The following is a 20,149-nucleotide window of genomic DNA, read 5'->3' on the forward strand; positions in this document are numbered from 1 at the left end:
TTCAGCGACGTGGCGAGGTCGGGGAGGTAGGTGTCGGGTCGGTCGGCGGCCAGCCGGCGGCGGATCGTGACGGCTTCCTCGATCGTGGCCAGGGCCTGTTCCGGACGCCCCACAGCCCCCAACTGCACCGACTGGTTGTTCAGCGACGTGGCGAGGTCGGGGAGGTAGGTGTCGGGTCGGTCGGCGGCCAGCCGGCGGCGGATCGTGACGGCTTCCTCGATCGTGGCCAGGGCCTGTTCCGGACGCCCCACAGCCCCCAACCGCACCGACAGGTTGTTCAGCGACGTGGCGAGGTCGGGGAGGTAGGTGTCGGGGGGGATGGTGCGTCGTCGGGGTAAGACCCAGCGGCGGGCTGGGGGCAGACCCGGGGTGTGGTCGCGTAGACGGGCGGTGTGGGCCTGCTGCACGACAGCCGCCAGGTCCAGCAGCCGGTGACTGTACTGGGGGAGACCGTCGGTCATGGTGGTGAGGGTGGGTAGATCCAGTCGCGGCGCCAGGGCGGTCAGGGCGTCGGCGGTGGGGGTGTGGTCGGCCGCTTCGACCGTGACCTGGAGTGCGACCGGGGCGCGGGCGGCAGGATCGGCGGCGAGGAGCGCGGGCAGCAGACCAGTCAGGCGGGGATGTGCGGGTGCGGCCCGGTTGAGCACGGTCAACGCCTGGTAGATCTGTGCCCGGGAAGCACCGGTGAGAACCCGGAAGGCAACACCGGGGGTGTCGGTCGGGTCGGTGAGGTGGCGGGCGAGGAAGTGTTCCGCGAGCCGGTCCGGGCTGATCCCACCCCACACCTGCCCGGCCTGCTCGGGTGGCGGCGGGTAGAGCCCGGCCAGCCACCGCACCACCCGTCCCCGTAGATCGTGGGCTTCGCCGTCGTCACCCGCGAAACCTGGAAGACGAGCGAGGGTCGCGGTGGCCTCGCCCACGTCCTGGGCGCCGCACAGGGTCGCGGTAGCGATGGCCTGTTCCAGACTGTCCGCGGACCGGGTGATGCCCCCGGTGCGGGCGGTGTCGGTCCAGTAGGTCTTCTCGTGGCGCAGAAGCCGGTCCGCGACCTCGACCGGTGATCCACCCGGGTGGGTGTCGGGCTGGTCGAGGAGCGCGGTCAACGCGGCCATGTGCACCGCCAGGACCAGCCCGAACCCGGAATCGGACAGGTCCGGTATCCCGCGGTGGACGTGTTCTGCCCGTGCGGTCCAGTCCACCGTGGGATCAAGATCTGTGAGCCGATGGGCGAACGTGCCGGCCGCGTCGGTGAACAGGCGTGTCCGGTTTGGTCCGCTGCTCTCCACCGCCGCCAGGGGGAGGGTCTGTCCGTCGGCGGCGAGGGGATGGCGGCCGGTGAGATCGTCCCACCAGTCCCCGCCCCCACGGGCGACCAGCAGCAGCCGCACCCGGATGCGGCTGGATCGTTCTTCCAGGATGCCCAGGAGGGTGCTGGTGAGATCGGTGTGGGTTTCGGCGTAGTCCACCACCAGCAGCACTGGCCGGGTCTGCCCGGCGAGTCGCCCCACCAGCCCCACACCCTCGGGGCGGACGAGTCCGGCCAGCCAGCCCGCCTCGCGCAGGCGTGCGCTCAGGGCGCGGGCGAAACGGGTCTTGCCCTGCCCACCCGGACCGACCAGCAGCCGCACCGCACTGTCCGCCGCCCCAGCACACCAGTCGGTGAACTCGCTCAGGAGCGCTTCCCGGCCGTGGAGGTCGACGATTTCCGCGTCGGCCCGCAGGAACTGCGCCGGCGTGCGGGGCACGGTGACCGTCGGCGGGCTGATCAGTCCGGCGAGTTCGACCGATTCCCAGTCGACCGGCCCACCCTCGGCCCGGATCAGGTCCCGCAACCCCGGATCGTCCAACAGCCGGCGGACCGGCACCGCACTTAACCGACCCTCACCGAACCCGGGGGTGTCCACCACGATCACGGCGGTAGCGAGCCACACCGGCGCGGGACCGGTCGGGTCAGCGCACGCGTAGAGCACTGCCCCGGACATACCCGACCAGGGCAGCGGTTCGTCGTCCGCGGTAGGTGCCAGCGGCGGATGGTCCTTGACGTTGATGTCGTAGCGGCCGGTGACCAGCCCACCCAGCGGGTTCACCTGCCCGGTCAGATGGTTCGTCTCCCGCGCCCCGCCCGCGCCACGCAGCACCCGGGGGAAACCGGCCGCCTCACCGGCGATCCCACCGGCACGGCCGGTCAGCGCACCCCAGCGCAACCGGTCCACCCGCGGCGGTATCCACCCCGGATCATCAATGCGGATCAGCGCCGCGTCGGGCGCGGTGCCGCCAGGACCGTCCCAACGCTCAGGCCACACCACCCGACCCGATGTGCCCGCCCGGCCAGTCTCACCCACCCCGACCGTCAACCCCACCCGCGACGACGCCACCGGCCCCTCGGGGAACACGACATGCGCGGCGGTCAGGACCAGCCGGCCGGTGATCAGCAGACCCGATCCCACCCGCGTGCGCCCATCGGCCCGCACCGCGCGGATCTCCACGACCTGCCCCGGCGGCACCGGACCCGCCACACCCACCCCCGACCCCACCACGCTGATCGGACTACTCGTCGTCGCCGATCAACGGCGAACGGCCCGTCACCGGATCGACAGGCTGCAGACGGACGGTCAACCGATGGGTGGAAGTCGAGGAACGTTCACCCGACGCGCCGATCGACACCACCCCGATCCGCACCCCACCCTCCGCCTTACCACCGGTATGAACCTCCACATTCAGTTCCAGCTCCACCGGCTCCACCGTGAACCGGACCGGAGCACCCACCCCCGCGGCCATCGCCGCGGTCAACTCCGCCCGCACCGCACCGATCGCGTCCGCCAACCCCACCCACGGCTCATCCACCACCACGACCCCCCGATCAGCACCACCCGGATAGTGCCCACAGTAACCGGAACATGCCACAAACCAACCAGGAGCCCTCGCCCAGACCGCCACCCGACCCTCCACCCCTCAACCGCTCAACCCCCCAGGTATGGGCCGATTACACGAAAGACCAGGTCAACGACCTACACGAACGCGGGGCTGTCAGCCCCCGAGCCCCGCGACCGCACTTCGGGCCTTGGCCGCAAGTCGGTCCCTGGAACCACGAAGAAGGCGCCCAGGGACGGGCCCGTGTGGTGGATCTTCTTCGGGGCGGTTTCGGGGATGGTGGCGCAATCGTGATGGCGCGGGTGTTGGTGAATGGCATCCGGGCGGGTCGAAACTCGTGGAGGCGAGGTTAGGACCGAGTTTCGGCGGTGGGTGGGGCATTCTCTGCGGTGAGAGCGTCGGCGAGGGCGGGGAGTTGACCCAGGGCGCGGGCGAAGGTGAGGGGGTCGGCGTAGTCGCGGGATTCGACAATGCGACCGTCGTGAACGCGGACCACGAAGATGCACGGGACCGTGAACGCCCCACGGTCAGTGCCGACGGCGTAGGCGAACTCGGCGATGACGATCTCCGGGTCGGCCGTGCGGTGCACGACCATGTCCGTGGACGCGAACGAGCGAATACCGGCCTCCTGGCTCGGCGCTGCCGCGAAGTGCGCCCGCAGTTCGGCCCGAGAACGCATCGGTTGATCACCGAGTGGGGCGAGTGGATGCCGAACGTGGGTCTGCTCCGCGTACAGGTCGGCGAGTGCGTCGAGCGTGCGCTCCCGTTCCTGGGGCGTCAGGTTCCCGGTGACCAGCCGAACCACGCCGGCGGTCACCGCCTGGACAACGCCGGCTGGATCGGCTGAATCGGCTGGACCGCGGGGATCGGCGGACTTCAGTACCATCGGACCTCCTGGCGAAGTGGCGACTCCGTTACCGTAGCGAAGTCTCGACTCCGTTTGCAATGGCGGCCGCGGAGCTGGTCGACGGCCCGGGAGAGCCGGAGATGCGGGAGGGCATGGTGCGTAGGAACGCCGCCGCGAACCGGGAGCGCATCCTGGCCGCGGCCCAGGCGGTGTTCGGTGAGCAGGGCGCGACCGGCTCGACCGAGGAGGTCGCCCGGCGGGCCGACGTGGGTATCGCCACCGTCTTTCGGCATTTTCCGACGAAGGACGCGCTGATCGAGGCGGCCCTGGTCTGTCACTTCGAGCGTCTCGCGGAGCAGGCGGCGGCTCTCGCGACCGCGATGGAACCGGGCGAGGCATTGCGGGAGCTGCTTCGGACGATGATCGAGTCGGGGGCGACCAAGCTGACCCTCGCGTCGAGGCTGCCCGCCGGCGAGATCGGCCCGGAGGTCGACGCGGCGGCGGGCCGACTGCGCGCGACGGTCGCCGACCTGCTGGACCGGGCGATATCGGCGGGTGTGGTCCGCTCGGAGGTGAGCGTCGACGAGGTGTACCTGCTGATCCGCGGGCTTTCCCAGGCCTGCGCGACGGCGCCACCCGCACCGGAGACCCTGCGGCGCGCCACGGCTGTCGTGCTGGCCGGGCTGACGGCCTGACCGGCGCGTTTCGCGACCAGCGATCGGATGCTTCCGCTGGCCCCCTCAGCTCGGGTCGGAGCCGCCGTCGCCGCTGCCAGCGGGGGTCAGGCTGGCGGGGGCGGCGGTGGTCGGGGTGAGGTCGGACTGCTGTTCGAGCAGGAGTCGGCGGGAGATCCGGGCGAGGACGGGGCGGATGCGGGGGTCGAGCTGGGCGCGGTCGGCCTCGTCGTCGGCCAGCTGCTCGAGCAGCCACTCGGTCCAGGCGTCGCCCAGGGCGGTGACGACGGTGTGCCCGCGGTCGGTCAGGTACAGACGTTCGCCGTCGCGGGCGAGATGGCCGCCGGCGATCACCTCGTCGTAGAAGGAGCGCAGCACGCCGTGCGGGAGCCGGTGGTTGTCCTCGATGGTGGCGGGGCTGGTCGGCTGGTCGAGCAGGCGGTCACGCAGGTGCACGCCCAGCAGCGCCCACAGGGTCGGGAGATCGACAGTCACGCCGGAACGGGCGATGACCTCGCGGCTGGCGGCCCGGTCCCGCTGGCGGAGCAGGGTGGCGACCCGCGTTTCCAGTTCGGCGTCGGACGTTCGGTTCGCCGGCATGGCGAAGCCCTCGCCGGTGCCGCGCACGGTGGCGCGGGCCGTCCCGCGCAGGGCCACCTGGGGGAGGGCGAGGGCGACCAGCAGACCGACGACGGCGACCGGTACCGCCCACAGGAACACCGTGTGCACCGACTGCGCGTAGGCGTCGATCACCGGTGCGCGGGCCGCGGCCGGCAGGCTGTGCACGCCGGTCGGGTTCGTCACCGCAGACGGTGACACCTTCGCCCGCGCCAGCGCCCCGGGCAGGACGTCCGCCAGTGTGTTGGTGTAGACCGCGCCCATGATGGACGCGCCGAACGAGCCACCCAGCGACCGGAAGAACGTCACACCGGACGTCGCCGCACCCAGATCGTGATAGTCCACCGTGCTCTGCACGACGATCGTCAGGATCTGCATGACCAGGCCGATACCGGCGCCGAGCAGCAGCATCGACAGGGACTGCACGAGGATCGAGGTGTGCTCGTCCATCCGGGACAGCAACCACAGCGCGACCGCCGTCACCGCCATCCCGACGATCGGGAACGGCCGGTAACGGCCGGTGGTTCCCACCACCTGGCCGGAGCCGACGGCGGTGGCCAGCAGACCGAGCACCATCGGCAGGGTCCGCACCCCGGACATCGTCGCCGACGCGCCGGTCACGTACTGCAGGTAGGACGGCAGGAAGGTCAGCGACCCGAACATCGCGAACCCGACGATGAAACTGAGCACCGACGCGGTCGAGAAGACCCGGCTGCGGAACAGGCGCAACGGCAGGATCGGCTCCGCGGCCCGGCTCTCCACCACGACGAAGGCGGCCAGCGCCACGACGGACCCGGCGAACAGTCCGATGATCGTCACGGAGCCCCAGGGGTACTGGGTCCCACCCCAGGAGGTGGCCAGCGTCAGCCCGCTGGCGCCGAGCGCGACGAACAGCACGCCCAGGTAGTCCACCCGCGCCCGGCGGCCCAGGGCCGCCGCGGCCCGACCGGGGATCGTGCGGGCGGCCAGCGCCACCACGACGATCGCCAGCGGCACGTTCACGTAGAACGCCCAACGCCACGACAGATGATCGGTGAACAGACCGCCGAGCAGCGGCCCGATCACCGTGGTGACACCGAAGACCGCGCCGAGGGCGCCCTGGTACCTGCCGCGTTCCCGCAGCGGGATCACGTCGCCGATCAGCGCGGTGGCGGTCACGGTGATGCCGCCGGCGCCCAGCCCCTGCACCGAGCGGGCCACGATCAGGACGGTCATGTTGTGCGCCAGGCCGCAGAAGAACGATCCGACGATGAAGACCACGACGCTGAGCTGGAACACCCGTTTGCGGCCGAACTGGTCCCCGAACTTGCCGGACAGGACGGTCGCGATCGTCTCGGCCAACAGGTAGGAGGTGACCACCCAGCTCATGTGGCCGGCGCCGCCGAGATCGCCCACGATCGTCGGCAGCGCCGTGGAGACGATCGTCTGGTCGAGCGCCGCCAGCAGCATCCCCAGCATGATCGTGCCGAAGATCAGGTTGATCTGGGCGCGGGGCAGGACCGGCCGCGACTCGTCCTCGCCGGCCACCGGTCCGGCCGGGTCGGCCGTTGACGCCCGCGCTCCTGCTGCCATGGCGCTGGCCTCCGTCCTGTCCACGGGGGTGTCCACAGGGATCGCGGTTCCGCGGAACCCACCGCCGGAGCATGGCGATGAACCTGTCCCGTCGCAAGCGGTGCGGTTCGGCCCGCTGGGCGCCGACCGTCGGGCGCCGACCGTCGCCGTGGGCCCCGGCCGATCCCGTGGTGACCGAATGGCCGCCGAGGGTCCTGGGTAGCCTGCAGGTATGCCCATCCGCACCGATCGGCGCCCTGGTGCGATCTGGATGGCCTTCGTTCTGCTCCTGATCGGCCTGCTGGGCGGTCCGCCTGGCACCGGCGCGCGGCAGCAGGCTCCTGGCTTCGGCGAGCGCGTCACGGCGGCGCCCGGCACGCAGCGGGGCGGTGCCGATGTGGGCGCGGTGGCCGGGGCCGTGCGGTCGGTGGAGGCGACCGCGGTGCGCCTGGACGCGCGGGGTTGCGCCGCGACCCCGTGGCCGGCGGGGCAGCCGGTCGGATACGCGCTGGCCGCCGCGGTGGCGGGGTTGGCGCTCGCGTTGTCGCGCCGGTCGCGGCGGCGGTCGTGGGTGGCGGGTCGCCGGCGTGTCGTGGTGGGCGGCTGGGCGGCCCGTGGTCCGCCGGCTGGGTACCGCGCGCGCCGGTCGGTGCTGTCGCCTTCGTTCGGCTGAGCTGACGCCGGCCGGCGCCGGCAGGTTCGATCCGCTCCGCGCGCGCCGGAGTTCCCAGGGCGCTGTGTGCGTCCCGGGCCAGTTCAGCTCCCCGTCCGCCGGACGAACCCACCCGGACCAAAGGACCAGCCCATGAACACGGAATTTGCCTGGGGCAGAATTCTTTATGCCATCCTGATTCTGGTGACGATGTTTCTGGTACCCGTCATTGTCGTCTGGCGGGATCAGCGGCGCGACCTACGCAGATTCGGACCGGACGCCACGTCCCGTCCCGTCCGTTACGCTCCGGATGGTCAGGCCTACCGAGAGGGCCTGGCCATGCCGTTCTCTGTTACCCAACCGGAGCCGCGCAAGGCGGAAAGCGCCACGGGAAAGACCGTGGAAGACGCCCCGGAGGCGCGGACGGCGCCCATCGCGCGGGTGGGGGGCGGCAGCCGGGGAAGGTAGTTCTGACAGCGGGCGCTGGCCGATGGGGGGCGTCCGCACGGGATCCGGGAGCCACTCTGGCCACGCCGCACCGCCGCGTCCGTCACCTTCCTCACCCGTGCCTGCCGTGGCCGTGCCTCACGGGTGCCAGGGGAGCGGCGGTGCACCTGCACCTGCGCCTGACGCTCGCGGTCACCGACGCTCGCCTTCGGCGCCGGCTTCGAGCCGACCAGCGCCACACGGGTCGCCGTGGGGGAGAAGAACCCGGACATCCCACGGTGACCCGTGTGGCAGCTGGCCGCGGGTCAGGCGAAGGCGTCCGACAGTTCGGTGCGCAGGACCCGGCGCAGGAGCTTGCCGCTCTCGTTGAACGGGAGTTCCTCGCGGAACTGGATGCGGTCGGGGGTCCGGCTGGAGCGCAAGCGGGCACGCACATGCGCCTTGAGTTCGTCCTCGGTGACGTCGCCGGAGACGATGACGGCGGCGGCGACCCCCTCACCCCACTCCTTGCTGGGGATGCCGACCACGGCCGCCTCCCGCACGGCGGGATGCTCGAGCAGGACGGCCTCGATCTCACCGGGGGACAGGTTCTCCCCGCCGCGCACGATCACGTCGTCGAGTCGGCCGTGGACGAACAGGTAACCGCCCTCGTCGAGGTGACCCTCGTCCCGGGTGGGGAACCAGCCCTCGGCGTCGAGGCTGGTGCCGCGGCCGAGGTACTCGCCGGAGACCTGCCCACCGCGCACGTAGATCTCACCGCGCTCACCGGGGGCCACCGCCTCGCCGACCGCGTCGCGGATCGAGACCTCCAGCGACGGCAACGGCCGGCCGACGGAGGCGAGCCGCGCCCGCACCGCCGGATCGTCGCTGGCGAAGGCGGCGGAGTGGTCGTCCGGGCCGAGCACCGCGATCGTGCTGGACGTCTCGGTCAGGCCGTAGGCGTTGACGAAACCGACGTTGGGCAGCAGGCCCACGGCCCGCTCGATCACCGGCAGCGGCATCGGCCCACCGCCGTAGGACAGGGCGCGCATCGAGGGCAGGCCCTGACCGTCCGCCTCGATGATGTCGAGGATGCGGCCGAGCATCGTCGGGACGACCATCGCGTGGGTGATCGACTCGGCGCGGACCACCTCGACCCAGGCCCGCGGCTCGAAGGCCTCGAGCTGGTAGACCCGACGCCCCGAGTAGGTCGACGACAGCACCGCGGAGATACCGGCGATGTGGTACGGCGGCACGCTGACGATCGCGGCCTCGTCCTCACCGGAACCGGAGTACTCGACCGTGGTGATGATGTACTCGGTCAGGTTGCTGTGGCGCAGGACGGCGGCCTTGGGCTCGCCGGTCGTGCCGCTGGTGAACAGCAGAACGGCGATGTCGTCGGCGTCGCCGCCCCAACCGTCGGACTCCTTGCCCTGCGGGTTCTCGGCCAGGGCCAGCGCGTCCGCCCGGTTCAGGTACTCGATGCCCTCGACCGGCCCGATCCGTTCGGCGACACCGTCACCGACGATGATCGTGGCCGGGGCGGTGCGGGCGACGATGGCCCGCAGCTGGGGGTCCGCCAGGCGGTAGTTGATCGGCACGAACGGCTTTCCCGCGATCGCCGCGCCGAACAGGGTCAGGGGAACGGCCGGGGAGTTCAGGTCGATCAGGCCGACCCGCTCGCCCGGCGCGGCCTCGAGCACGGCACCCAGGCGGCGTGCCCGGTGGGCCAGCTCGGCGAAGGTGACACCAGAGGCCTTCGGGCCGAGGGCGACCCGGTCGGCCATCCCGTCGGCGGCCATTTCGAGCAGCATCCCGAGGTGCATGCGACGACTCCGTCGGTCAGAGGTCAGGGTCGGTCAGAGGTCAGGGTCGGTCAGAGGGCAGGGCGATCCGCGTGCGGGTCGAGCGGGGATCGGGGTCAGTCCGAGGACGGAAGAGGCTTGGCGTCCTTGAGGGGCAGCGGGGTCGTCCCGATGGACAGCGAGCCCTCGCCGGCCTTGGTGCACAGCAGCTCCAGGCCCGAATCCGGGTCGGCGAACCGCTTGCCCAGCGGGGTGCCGGTCGCGAACGACGAGTCCAGGGTGAGGTCGCCGGGTACCTCGTCGCCGACCGCGACGACCGGGTGGCCACCACAGCGCAGATCGATCGGGCTCTTGGCGGCCTTCACCACGATGATCTCGGTCGCGTCGACGACCGAGCGATACCGGCCCCCCGGCTTGGTGACAAGACTCACGTTTCTCCAACCTCCTTGTTGCGCGTTCCCCGGCAGGTGCGGAGCTACGCTCCCCTGTTTCTACTGCCAGGGGCAGAGCACGTGCCACCGGCTGCGGTGGCCGCAACACGACGGCTCCCGGGCCGTGCAGGGCGGGGCGCGCTGGGTGCGCGGTGATGACCCCATCGTAGTAGATGGGCCCACTTCGGTGAAAAATGTAACCTAATGTGCCATTATTGCTACCCGGATGGGCCTGGTGGGGTGGGTGCCGGCAGCCGCGGTAATCGGACGGCGGGTGGGCCCACCGCGGGGCCGGCCATCAGATCGCAGCTCAGCGTCCGCAGCGCGGCGAGCTGCCCCGGTGTCATCACATCGGCCACCATCGCGCCGACGTCAAGCTCGTGGGCGAAATGGATGATCGCGGCGAGCGCCGCACGGCCCACCGGGCTGGTCTCGATCCCGTCCACGAAGGCCCGGCTGATCCGCAGGTAGTCGGCGGGGAACCGGGCCGCGGACAGGACGACCGCCTGGGTCATCCCACCCTCGGCGATGCTGAGCGCCACCCCGAGGCGCGCCAGCCCCTCGTGGATCGCCATCACCGCCACCCCGTCGTTGACGAGCTGTCGCTCGCACACCTCCAGACACAGGCGGTAGCGGCCCGGTGCGCCCGTGGTGGCGAGCAGCTCGGCCAGCTCCACCAGGAACTCCGGCTCCAGCAGCACCCGGGTCGACACCGCGGTGAGCAGCACGGGTGGGCCGGCGGCGCGGGACGTGGCGTCCCAGCGGGCGGCGGCCCGGCAGGCCCGGCCGATGGTCCAGCGGTCCAGCGGGACGCGCAGGCCGTGCCGCTCGGGATCAGGGCGAAAGTCCGTCGGCGCGAGCAGGCCGCGCCGGGGATGACGCCAGAACGGCAGGGCCACGGCACCCGCCACCCGTTCGTCGCGACCCTGGATCGGCTCGTAACGCAGGGTCAGCTCGTTGGCGCTCAGGGCGCGGCGCAGCTCGTCCTCCTCGTCGATCCTGGTCGTGCGCCGGGCCCGCATCGACTCGTCGAAAGTCAGCCGGCGTCCCGGACCCAGCCGCTTCGCCGTGTACATCGCGAGGTCGGCCGCGCCGAGCAGATCGTCGCCGTCCACCGTGCCCGGTCCGGACAGCGCGATCCCCACACTCGCCGACACCGTGACCATCCGGTCGTGCAGCGCGCAGGGCCGACCGAGCGCGGTCAGCAGCCGATCCCCGATCGCCTCGAGCTCCGCGGTCGATCCGACCCGTTCACACAGCACGGCGAACTCGTCGCCGGAGAGGCGACCGACGACATCGGCGGGCCGCACCGCCTGGACGAGTCGGGCGGCGGTCAGCGTCAGCAGCTCGTCACCCGCCTGATGACCCAGTGTGTCGTTGACGGCCTTGAAACCGTCCAGGTCGATGAACAGCACCCCGATGCTGGTCCCGTCGGTCTGGGCGCGGTGCAACGCGCGGCCGAGCCGGTCGAGAAGCGCGGCGCGGTTGGGCAGCCCGGTGAGCGGATCGTGCAGCGAACGCCGCCGGATCTCCGCCTCCATCCGCAGCCGCATCGCCGCGGCGCCGAGGACCGAGCCGGACGAGCGGACGAACTCCCGGTCATGGGCGGAGAACGGTGGCGCGTCCGGCCGGCGATCGATCTCGATGACCGCCAGCGGCCGATCCCCCCGCCCGACCACGACGGTCAGACTGTGCCGATGCCCGGGCAGGGGATCATCGCCGATCATGGTCGAGGGCTCGAGGCCGGCATCCGGCGCGGCCGTGGCGGTGGTCGTGGTGGTGGTCGTGGTCGTGGTCGCGGTGGCGGTGGCGGTGGCGGTGGCGGTGGCGGTGGCCAGGGGGCTCAGGCGGCGTCCGTGCTCGTCGAGTTCGTAGATGCCCACGGAGTCGGCCCGTAGATGGTCGGCGAGCATGCGCGCGGTGTGCGGCCAGATCGACGTCGCGTCCAGCGACTCCAGGGCCTGCTGGCCGAGGTCGGCGATCAGTGACTGTTCCGCCGACCGGACCCGCAACGCGGAGAGAGCCTGCTGGTGCCTGGTGACGTCGGTGGCCACACAGGTCACATAGCCGACGGCGCCGTCCGGTTCGAACACCGGCATGGCGTGCAGATCGACGACGCCCCCCGGAGCCCGCACCAGGCCGTGCGCCGGCTGACCGGCGAGGGCGGTCCGCAGCAGATCGACGGCGTCCGGCAGCTCGGCGAACAGGGCGAACGCCGACACCCCGGGGCCGTGCCGCGGATTCGGCGGCATCGCGTCGATCAGGCCCTCGCTGGCATGCACGATCCCGTCGCGGTCGACGAGCAGCAGCGACACCGGACTGTGGTCGAGGATCAGCCGTAGCCGACTGTTCGCGGCGATCTCCTGGGAGATGTCCTGGAGCTGGCTGATCAGCTCGGTCTCGCCATCCTCACCCCGGACCAGGGCGTAGGTGGCCAGCACGTGCACCACCCCGCGATCCGGGCGCACCAGCCGGCCCACCCATCGCAGGCTCAGCTCCGGCATCGGAGGCAGACGATCGCCGACGCGCCAGATCTCGTCCTGGCCGGACGCGGTCACCTCCTGCCAGTGCAGGCCGACAAGATTCGACTCGGACCGGCCGAGCAGGGCGCAGGCGGCTCGGTTGGCACGTCGGATGTGACCGGTCCGTGGATCGGTCGCCACCACTGCGATGTTCAGGCGTTCGAAGAGATCTACCCGATCCTCAGTCACATCCCGTCACCAACCCCGATCGCGGGACCGTCACATCTGCATACCCGGGCAGGCTCGGGCACATGCGGGCCGCCGCCGGTGACCAGCCGCCGAGCTGGGCATCAGCCGTTGGACTGGGCACAGGTGTGATGGGGTGGTGTCCTGGCGCGACAGCCTGCCGGTGCGGACGGCACGACGATGGTGACGGCACGACGATGGTGACGGCACGACGATGAGGGACGGCGAACAGCGATGGACCTGCAGCTGACGGGGCGCGTGGTGTTGGTGACCGGCGGTTCGGACGGACTGGGAGCGGCGCTCGTGCGCACCCTGGTCGCCGAGGGCGCCCGGGTGGCCTTCTGCGGACGTGACGAGGCGCGCCTGCACGCCGTCGCGGAGCAGGTCATCGGGGGCCCCGGGGAGGCGTTCGGGCGGGTCGCCGACGTGCGCGACCCGCAGGCACTGGCCGGGTTCGTCACCGCGGCCACCGACCGCTTCGGGGCGGTGCACGCGCTGGTCAACAACGCCGGCGCCAGCAGCACCGGACCGTTCGAGAAGCATGCGGACGAGGTGTGGCAGGCCGACCTGGACCTCAAGCTGTACGCGGCGATCCGGGCCTGCCGGCTGGTGCTGCCGCTGCTGCGCGAAGCCGGCGGCGGTGCGATCGTGAACTCACTGGCGATCGGCGCCCGGGCCCCTGGCGCCGGGTCCACACCCACGTCGGTGACCCGGGCCGCCGGCCTCGCGCTGACCAAGGCGCTGTCGAAGGAGTTCGGCCCGGACGGCGTGCGGGTCAACGCGGTGCTCGTCGGCCTGGTGCGCAGTGGCCAGTGGGAGCGGGCCGCAGCCCGGGAGAAGATCGCAGTGGAGGACCTCTACCATCGGATGGGGCACAACTCCGACATCCCGCTGGGCCGGGTGGGGCGCGCGGAGGAGTTCGCCGACCTGGTGGCCTTCCTCGTCTCCGCCCGCGCCGCCTACCTCACCGGCACGGCGATCAACTTCGACGGCGGGCTCAGCCCGGTGGCATGACCGACTCTGCCGGCGGGACGGGCCCGGTCGGCGCGATGGAGTCGGTCGGCGCGATGGAGTCGGTCGGCGGGACGGGCCCGGGGTCGGGCCGTGCGACGGTGAGCGGCAGGCCGACCTGGAACCGGGTGTCACCCGGAACCGACTCGACGGTGATGTCGCCGTGGTGCTTGTTCACCACGATCCGCCACGAGATGTCCAGGCCCAGCCCGGTGCCCTCGCCCACGGGCTTGGTGGTGAAGAACGGCTCGAAGATCCGCCCCCGGATCGCCGGGTCGATGCCGGGACCCGAGTCGCCGATCTCGACGACGAGGCGGTCGCGGTCCCGGTCGGCGAAGGTGCGCACGGTCAGGACACCCCGGTGGTCCATCGCCGACGCCGCGTTGTCGATCAGGTTCGTCCAGACCTGGTTGAGTTCGGCGGCGTAGGCGGGGAGCGGGGGCAACGAGCGGTCGTAGTCGCGGCGGATGTCCACGTCCGGGCCGATCTTGCGGCCGAGCATGACGAGTGTGCTCTCGAGCAGTTCGTGGATGTCGACGGTCTGGAACGGTGCCCGGTCCATCTGCGAGTACTGCTTGGCGGCCGTGACCAGCGAGGAGATCCGGGTGGTCGAGTCCTCGATCTCCCGCATGAGCAGTTCGCTTTCGATGGTGTAGGTCAGCCACCGCACCGCGCCGGCGACCACCCCCGGTGGCACCGAGTCCGCCACATGGTCAAGCCAGTCGGGTTCGAGTCCGGCCTGCACGAAGATCGGCGCGATGTCCCACGCGTCGTCGATGCCGTGCTCGTCCAGCCAGTCGCCGAGGATGTCCTCCCGGTCGGCGGTCTGCATCGGGGTCAGCGTCGGGGCCTTCGCGACCCGTTCGACGGCCTCCTCCTGCAACCGGATCAGCGACTCCAGCTCCGGACGTTCCCACGGTCCGGCAGCGATCATCCCCAGCTTGTGGCGCATCCCGGCGACCCGTTCACGCAGCGCCGCCGTCGCGCGCACCGCGGCCGCGGCCGGGTTGTTCAGCTCATGGGTCAGCCCCGCCGACAGCGACCCGAGCGCCAGCAGCCGCTCCCGCTGGCCGATGACCTGCTGGGTGCTCTGCATGCCGAAGAACAGCCCCTCCAGCAGATGCAGGGCCATCGGGAACCACTCCCGCATCATCGCGGCGACGTCCGCGGCATCCAGGGCGAACAGCCGGCTCGGCGTGGTGACCCGCATCGAGTTCTGGTACAGCTGCGGCATCCGGTCGCCGAGGTAGGCGTGCCAGGCACCGGCGTACACCCCCGGCTGGTCGGCGCGGACCACCTCCACGTCATCCCCGGCGACCCGGGTGGACAGCACCACCGAACCCTCGACGAGCACGTAGAAGCAGGTCGCCGGCTCACCCTCGGCGTAGACCGGGCCCGGTTCGAGCGCCTCGACCCGTCCTCGGTCGCACAGCCAGTCGAGCTGGTCATCGTCGAGCTTCTCGAACAGGAACAGTGTGCGCAGCTCGTCCTTACCGCACCGGACCTTCGTCACGACCCGTTCTCCCGTTCTCCCGAGGACCGATGTCTCCCGAGGGTCAGTGGCCGGCGAGGTATCAGTGGCCGGCGAGGTAGCGGTGCACGAGGGCGATGGCCATCGCGCCCTCGCCGACGGCGGAGGCCACCCGTTTCACCGACTCGGCCCGGGCATCACCGGCGACGAACACGCCGGGCACGGACGTCTCCAGGTGGTACGGGTCGCGCGACAGCGTCCAGCCGGCCGGACGGCTGCCGTCGACCATCAGGTCCGGACCGGTGAGCAGGAAGCCGCCCGCGTCCCGGGCGAGGACGCCGTCCAGCCAGTCGGTGCGCGGCGCGGCACCGATGAACACGAACAGCCACTGGGAGTCGACGGTCTCGGTCTCGCCGGTGGCGTTGTCGCGCAGGGTGAGCCGCTCGAGGTGGCCGTCGCCCTCGGCCGCGATCACCTCGGTACAGGGGCGCACCGTGATCGTGTCCACCGCGGCGATCTGCTGGATGAGGTAGTGCGACATCGACGCTTCCAGGGACGGGCCGCGCACCGTCAGGGTGACCCGCCGGGCGTGCCGGGCGAAGTGCATCGCCGCCTGCCCGGCCGAGTTCGCTCCGCCGACGATGTAGACGTCCTGCCCGGAACACGAGGGAGCCTCGGTCAGCGCCGAGCCGTAGAACACCCCGCGGCCGGTGAACTCCGCCAGACCCGGGGCGGTCAGCTGACGGTAGGACACCCCGGTGGCGAGCACGACCGTGTGGGCGGAGATCTCCTGCCCGTCGCCGAAGCGCACCGTGCGGGCGGGACCCTCGACGGCCAGCGCCACCGCGTCCCGCGTGGTGAGCACCTCGGCGCCGAACTTGACGGCCTGCCGGCGGGCCCGGTCGGTGAGCTGGGAGCCGGACACACCGTCCGGAAAGCCGAGGTAGTTCTCGATCCGTGAGCTCTGCCCGGCCTGACCGCCGGTGGCCATCCGCTCGACGAGCACCGTGCGCAGCCCCTCGGAGGCGGCGTACACCGCCGAGCCGAGGCCCGCCGGGCCGCCGCCGATCACGACGACGTCGTAGAAGTCCTCGGCAGGGGTGGTGCTCAGGCCCACCCGGTCGGCCAGTTCGCCGTCGCTCGGGTCGGTCAGCGCCGTGCCGTCCGGGGTGATGACGACGGGCAGCGTGTCCGTCGAGGCCCGCGCCGCGGCGAGCAGCCGGGTGGCCTCCGGCTCGTCGCACAGGTACCAGCGGTAGGGAACCTGGTTGCGGGCCAGGAAGTCACGCACCTCGTAGGAGCGCGCCGACCAGCGGTGCCCGACGACCCGGGTCTCGGCGACCGGACTGTGATCGGTGGCCGCCCAGGCCTCCAGCAGAGCGTCGACGACCGGGTACAGCTTCTCCTGCGGCGGGTCCCAGGGTTTGAGCAGGTAGTGGTCGAGATCGACGACGTTGATCGCGTCGATCGCGGCGTTCGTGTCGGCGTAGGCGGTCAGCAGCACCCGGCGGGCCGTGGGAAACAGGTCCATCGCCTGCTCGAGGAACTCCAGGCCGTTCATCCCTGGCATCCGGAAGTCGGCGAGCAGCACCGCGACCCGGTCACCGCGCAGTTTCATCTCGCGCAGCGCGTCGAGCGCCTGCTCGCCCGATTCGGCCCGCACGATCCGGTAGCGCTCGCCGTACTGGCGGCGCAGGTCGCGGGCCACGGCCCGGGAGACGCTCACGTCGTCATCGACGGTGAGGATCGCCGGGCGGCTGCGCGCTCGTTCGGCGGCGCTCGCCTCCGTCGTGCTCGTGGCCGGTGCGGTCGTCATGGGTGCCCCTCGGGATGGGTCGGACGTTCCGTACGCCTGCGCAGGGAAAGTCTAGGACGAGCCGGCCATCGTCGCGGCCCGTGCGACCTGCATGAATCGGGTTGATCGGGCGTATCGGTCGGCCTGGCCGGTGTGTGGCGACGCGACGCGGTGTCTCCGGGTCGGGGTGGGTGGGCGCCGACCGGAGCGCCGCTTCGGCGAGCGGGAACCGGCGGGGCCCGCCGGTGTCGGCCAGGTGTCCATCGAGAACCGGTTTTTATGCTTCGCCGCCTTCTAATATGAACCGGTGCGCATTCGACGGGCAGTAGCCGGCTGGAGCGTGATGGCACTTGCCGTCGCGGTCGTCCTGCTGCTGACGGTCACACTTGTTGTGCATGGCCGGGCGCGGGCGGCGCGACTGTCACCCGACAGCGGGTTGCTCCATGCCGTCAGCGCCGCGCTTCCCGGGCCGTCGGGTACGCCAGCCTGCACATCCGCGGTCGAACGAGCGCCGGTCGGCGGGTCGCGGATATTCGTGCACAACGGGGCACGGCGGCACTACGTCCTGTCGCCGCCGCATTTCTACAACGCTCGTCAGACCTATCCCGTCGTCGTTGACTTTCATGGTTTCAAAGCCGACAGCGGGTTGGAGGAACAGCGGTCGAGAATGGGTGCGATCGGCGCCGGCCGGGAGTATTTCGTGGTGACGCCGGACGCGCTGGGCGCGCCGTCGCGCTGGAACACCCCGGGGAGTCCGACCGCGGCGGACGATTTCGGCTTCGTCGATGCGCTGCTGACCGACCTCGCGGGGCACTACTGCCTGGACGCGGCGCGGATCTACGCCACCGGGCACTCCAACGGCGCCGAGTTCGCCGCGGCGCTGGTCTGCGCCTCGCCCCGGTTCGCCGCCGTGGCGATGGTGTCGTCCACCTTCGCCGTGGTCTGCCCCGACGGCCGGGCACCGGCGACGATGGCCGTACACGGAACCGCCGATCCGTCGGTTCCCTACGCCGGTGGCCGGGTGGTGGGTGCCCCCGCGCCGGTGCCCGCGGCACTGGCCGTCATCCGCGGCTACGCCGGTCGCTACCGCTGCGATCCGCGGCCCGAGTCGTCGCATCCGATCGTCGGTGTCGTCGCCCTGCGCTACACCGGCTGTGCCGGGGGCGGTGAGGTCCGGCTGGACACGGTGATCGGCGGCACCCATTTCTGGCCGTCGAGCCCCGAGGCGCGCCGCGACCGGGCGACGTCCAAGGCGGGCCGCACCTTCGACGCCACGGGCGCGATCCTGGACTTCTTCGCCGCGCACCGGCTCGCTTCGTAGGCTGAGACAATGACCGAGCGCCTGTACTTCCGCCAGTTGCTGTCCGGCCGGGATTTCGCCGTGGGCGACCCGGTCGGCACCCAGATGGTCAACTTCGTGTATCTGGTCGGTGATCGGGAGACGGGCGAGGCGATCGTCGTTGACCCGGCCTACCGGGTGAACGACCTGCTTGACGTGCTGGCCGCTGACGATATGCGGCTCACCGGGGCGCTGGTGACCCATTATCACGCCGACCATGTCGGTGGTTCCGCCTTCGGGCTGGAGATCGAGGGCATTCGGGCGCTGCTGGCCCAGCAGAACGTGCCGATCCACGTCAACCGGGCCGAGTCCGAATGGATCCGCACGTCCACCGGTGTCGCCGCGTCCGACCTCGTCGACCATGACGACTCCGACGTGGTCATGGTCGGGCGCATTCCGATCACCCTGCTGCACACCCCCGGGCACACCCCGGGCAGCCAGTGCTTCCTGGTCGACAACCGGCTCGTCGCCGGCGACACCCTGTTCCTGGAGGGCTGCGGCCGAATGGACCTGCCCGGTGGCGATGCCGGCCTGATGTACGACAGTCTGCGTCGCCTCGCGGCGCTGCCCGACGCCACCACGGTCTTTCCCGGCCACCAGTACTCGCCGAAGTCGTCCGAGGACCTGCCGGTCGTCAAGCGGATGAACCACGTGTTCCGCCCGTCCAGCGCCCAGCAGTGGAAGGCCATGCTCGGTGTCGGCTGACCCGGTGCGGGTCGTCTGCCTGCAGCTGGCCTGCCCGGACGAGGAGAGCGCCGCCGACCGGGTGCGCCGGGTGCTCGCCGAGCTGCGCCGGGTCGAGGCGGACCTGGTGGTGCTGCCCGAGCTGTGGGCCACCGGGTTCTTCCACGTCGCCGACTACGACGCGCAGGCCGAGCCGCTGACCGGCCCGACGCTGACCGCGTTGCGCGAGGTCGCCCGGGAACGCGGTTTCCACCTGGTCGCGGGCAGCCTGGTCGAACGGGCCGACGACGGTGCGCTGCACAACACCGCGGTGCTCGTCGGCCCCGGCGGGGACATCCTGCACACCTATCGCAAGATTCATCTGTTCGGCCATGACGGGGCGGAGACCCGGCTGCTGACCCCGGGCACGGACGTGCGCGCGGTGTCGACCGAGCTCGGCCGGATCGGTCTGGCCACCTGCTACGACCTGCGTTTCCCCGAACTCTTCCGGCAGCTGGCCGACGACGGTGCCGAGCTGGTCGCGGTGGTGTCCGCGTGGCCCGCGGCCCGCGTCGAACACTGGCGGGTCCTCGCCCGGGCCCGGGCGATCGAGAACCAGACGCAGCTCGTCGCCTGCAACCTGGCGGGCCGCCACGCCGGCCGGGAGCTGGCGGGTACCAGCCTGGTCATCGACGCGTGGGGAACAGTGCTCGCCGAGGGCGACGCCGCACCGGGGACGGTGGTGGCCACCCTCGACCGGGACGGTCCGGCCACGGTGCGCGCCGCGTTTCCGGTGCTCACCGACCGTCGCCTGGGCTTTGCCGCCCCGACGGTCGGCGTGCGATGACGGGCGGGTTCGACGGGCCGCGGGTGCTGGCGGACCGCGGCGCGGCGTTCGCCGAGTTCTGGCGGGAACGGCAGCTGTGCAGCCTGACGACCGTGCGTCCCGCCGGCGGGGTGCACGTGGTCGCGGTCGGCGCGACCCTTGACCTGGCCACGGCCACCGCCCGGGTGATCACCTCCGGGCGGAGCCGCAAGGCCCGGATCATCGCGGATGGTCCCGCGGCCGGCACCGTCGTGGCACTGTGCCAGATCGACGGACGACGGTGGTCGACCCTGGAGGGGCTCGCCGTCGTGCGCGACGACCCGGACAGCGTCGCCGATGCCGAACGCCGCTACGCCCAGCGTTACCGCGAGCCGCGGGTCAACCCGCTGCGGGTCGTGCTGGAGATCCGGGTCACCCGGGTACTCGGCAGCCTCTGACGGCGGGATCCGGCGCCGGAGCTC

Annotated in this window: 17 protein-coding genes; 8 read left to right on the top strand and 9 right to left on the bottom strand. The window is 71.6% G+C overall.

Annotated features, from left to right (window positions below):
• The 3 genes from MXD59_RS11505 to MXD59_RS11515 all read right to left on the bottom strand — a co-directional run.
• On the bottom strand, positions 1–2,522 hold a 2,522-nt coding region (locus tag MXD59_RS11505; RefSeq protein ID WP_248824664.1), incomplete at its 3' end, for a tetratricopeptide repeat protein.
• Positions 2,523–2,547: 25 nt separating this feature from the next.
• Positions 2,548–2,844 carry a trypco2 family protein gene (locus MXD59_RS11510; protein ID WP_248824665.1) on the bottom strand — a complete coding sequence of 99 codons (297 nt, stop codon included), beginning with the start codon at positions 2,842–2,844 and terminating at the stop codon, positions 2,548–2,550.
• Positions 2,845–3,220: 376 nt separating this feature from the next.
• Positions 3,221–3,757 (bottom strand): nuclear transport factor 2 family protein, encoded by a 537-nt coding sequence (locus MXD59_RS11515; protein WP_248824666.1) that lies wholly within the window; start codon positions 3,755–3,757, stop codon positions 3,221–3,223.
• 59 nt (positions 3,758–3,816) lie between these two features.
• Here MXD59_RS11515 and MXD59_RS11520 point away from each other — a divergent pair, with 59 nt between their 5' ends.
• Entirely contained in the window at positions 3,817–4,413 is a 597-nt protein-coding gene (locus MXD59_RS11520) for a TetR/AcrR family transcriptional regulator (RefSeq protein ID WP_248824667.1), read from the top strand.
• A 45-nt stretch (positions 4,414–4,458) separates the two neighbouring features.
• Here MXD59_RS11520 and MXD59_RS11525 read toward each other — a convergent pair whose 3' ends face one another.
• The gene (locus tag MXD59_RS11525) at positions 4,459–6,582 is read right to left on the bottom strand and encodes an MDR family MFS transporter (protein WP_248824668.1); all 2,124 of its coding nucleotides are present in this window, start codon (positions 6,580–6,582) and stop codon (positions 4,459–4,461) included.
• A 211-nt stretch (positions 6,583–6,793) separates the two neighbouring features.
• On the opposite strand from MXD59_RS11525, the gene MXD59_RS11530 reads away from it, so the two are divergent.
• Both MXD59_RS11530 and MXD59_RS11535 read left to right on the top strand, forming a co-directional pair.
• Positions 6,794–7,234, top strand: coding sequence for a hypothetical protein (locus MXD59_RS11530; RefSeq protein ID WP_248824669.1), 441 nt, complete (start codon positions 6,794–6,796; stop codon positions 7,232–7,234).
• A gap of 132 nt (positions 7,235–7,366) precedes the next feature.
• Positions 7,367–7,681 (top strand): hypothetical protein, encoded by a 315-nt coding sequence (locus MXD59_RS11535; protein WP_248824670.1) that lies wholly within the window; start codon positions 7,367–7,369, stop codon positions 7,679–7,681.
• A 284-nt stretch (positions 7,682–7,965) separates the two neighbouring features.
• Here MXD59_RS11535 and MXD59_RS11540 read toward each other — a convergent pair whose 3' ends face one another.
• The 3 genes from MXD59_RS11540 to MXD59_RS26945 all read right to left on the bottom strand — a co-directional run bounded on the left by MXD59_RS11540 (position 7,966) and on the right by MXD59_RS26945 (position 12,586).
• Complete coding sequence (locus MXD59_RS11540) at positions 7,966–9,465, bottom strand: class I adenylate-forming enzyme family protein (RefSeq protein ID WP_248810660.1); 1,500 nt, start codon at positions 9,463–9,465, stop codon at positions 7,966–7,968.
• 95 nt (positions 9,466–9,560) lie between these two features.
• A complete protein-coding gene (locus MXD59_RS11545) occupies positions 9,561–9,875 on the bottom strand; it encodes a hypothetical protein (RefSeq protein ID WP_163548611.1) in 315 nt (104 codons plus the stop codon).
• Between the two features lie 218 nt (positions 9,876–10,093).
• Positions 10,094–12,586 carry a sensor domain-containing protein gene (locus tag MXD59_RS26945; RefSeq protein WP_308301694.1) on the bottom strand — a complete coding sequence of 831 codons (2,493 nt, stop codon included), beginning with the start codon at positions 12,584–12,586 and terminating at the stop codon, positions 10,094–10,096.
• A gap of 231 nt (positions 12,587–12,817) precedes the next feature.
• Between MXD59_RS26945 and MXD59_RS11555 the strand changes: the two genes are divergently transcribed.
• A complete protein-coding gene (locus tag MXD59_RS11555; protein ID WP_248824672.1) occupies positions 12,818–13,597 on the top strand; it encodes an SDR family oxidoreductase in 780 nt (259 codons plus the stop codon).
• On the opposite strand, the gene MXD59_RS11560 is transcribed toward MXD59_RS11555, so the two are convergent.
• A complete protein-coding gene (locus MXD59_RS11560; RefSeq protein WP_248824673.1) occupies positions 13,581–15,107 on the bottom strand; it encodes an ATP-binding protein in 1,527 nt (508 codons plus the stop codon). The genes MXD59_RS11555 and MXD59_RS11560 overlap by 17 nt on opposite strands.
• Before the next feature lie 61 nt (positions 15,108–15,168).
• Positions 15,169–16,881 carry an NAD(P)/FAD-dependent oxidoreductase gene (locus tag MXD59_RS11565; protein WP_248824674.1) on the bottom strand — a complete coding sequence of 571 codons (1,713 nt, stop codon included), beginning with the start codon at positions 16,879–16,881 and terminating at the stop codon, positions 15,169–15,171.
• A 286-nt stretch (positions 16,882–17,167) separates the two neighbouring features.
• On the opposite strand from MXD59_RS11565, the gene MXD59_RS11570 reads away from it, so the two are divergent.
• From MXD59_RS11570 to MXD59_RS11585, 4 genes are read left to right on the top strand one after another with little or no spacing between them, the layout of a single operon-like run.
• On the top strand, positions 17,168–18,181 hold the full coding sequence (locus MXD59_RS11570) for a CE1 family esterase (protein ID WP_248824675.1): 1,014 nt from the start codon (positions 17,168–17,170) through the stop codon (positions 18,179–18,181).
• 9 nt (positions 18,182–18,190) lie between these two features.
• Complete coding sequence (locus tag MXD59_RS11575) at positions 18,191–18,904, top strand: MBL fold metallo-hydrolase (RefSeq protein ID WP_248810650.1); 714 nt, start codon at positions 18,191–18,193, stop codon at positions 18,902–18,904.
• The gene (locus tag MXD59_RS11580) at positions 18,894–19,709 is read left to right on the top strand and encodes a carbon-nitrogen family hydrolase (protein ID WP_248824676.1); all 816 of its coding nucleotides are present in this window, start codon (positions 18,894–18,896) and stop codon (positions 19,707–19,709) included. The genes MXD59_RS11575 and MXD59_RS11580 overlap by 11 nt, the downstream gene beginning before the upstream one ends.
• Positions 19,706–20,125, top strand: a complete 420-nt coding sequence (locus tag MXD59_RS11585) for a pyridoxamine 5'-phosphate oxidase family protein (protein WP_163548622.1) — start codon at positions 19,706–19,708, stop codon at positions 20,123–20,125. The genes MXD59_RS11580 and MXD59_RS11585 overlap by 4 nt, the downstream gene beginning before the upstream one ends.
• Positions 20,126–20,149 lie beyond the last annotated feature (24 nt).

Origin of the sequence: Frankia umida (assembly GCF_023242945.1) — a bacterium.
Taxonomy (GTDB): domain Bacteria; phylum Actinomycetota; class Actinomycetes; order Frankiales; family Frankiaceae; genus Frankia; species Frankia umida.

What these genes read in the sequence shown, in the direction of transcription:
- MXD59_RS11515 (WP_248824666.1), bottom strand. Translation starts at nt 3,757, where the DNA reads ATGGTACTGAAGTCCGCCGATCCCCGCGGTCCAGCCGATTCAGCCGAT.
- MXD59_RS11520 (WP_248824667.1), top strand. Translation starts at nt 3,817, where the DNA reads ATGGCGGCCGCGGAGCTGGTCGACGGCCCGGGAGAGCCGGAGATGCGG.
- MXD59_RS11525 (WP_248824668.1), bottom strand. Translation starts at nt 6,582, where the DNA reads ATGGCAGCAGGAGCGCGGGCGTCAACGGCCGACCCGGCCGGACCGGTG.
- MXD59_RS11530 (WP_248824669.1), top strand. Translation starts at nt 6,794, where the DNA reads ATGCCCATCCGCACCGATCGGCGCCCTGGTGCGATCTGGATGGCCTTC.
- MXD59_RS11535 (WP_248824670.1), top strand. Translation starts at nt 7,367, where the DNA reads ATGAACACGGAATTTGCCTGGGGCAGAATTCTTTATGCCATCCTGATT.
- MXD59_RS11540 (WP_248810660.1), bottom strand. Translation starts at nt 9,465, where the DNA reads ATGCACCTCGGGATGCTGCTCGAAATGGCCGCCGACGGGATGGCCGAC.
- MXD59_RS11555 (WP_248824672.1), top strand. Translation starts at nt 12,818, where the DNA reads ATGGACCTGCAGCTGACGGGGCGCGTGGTGTTGGTGACCGGCGGTTCG.
- MXD59_RS11565 (WP_248824674.1), bottom strand. Translation starts at nt 16,881, where the DNA reads ATGACGACCGCACCGGCCACGAGCACGACGGAGGCGAGCGCCGCCGAA.
- MXD59_RS11575 (WP_248810650.1), top strand. Translation starts at nt 18,191, where the DNA reads ATGACCGAGCGCCTGTACTTCCGCCAGTTGCTGTCCGGCCGGGATTTC.
- MXD59_RS11585 (WP_163548622.1), top strand. Translation starts at nt 19,706, where the DNA reads ATGACGGGCGGGTTCGACGGGCCGCGGGTGCTGGCGGACCGCGGCGCG.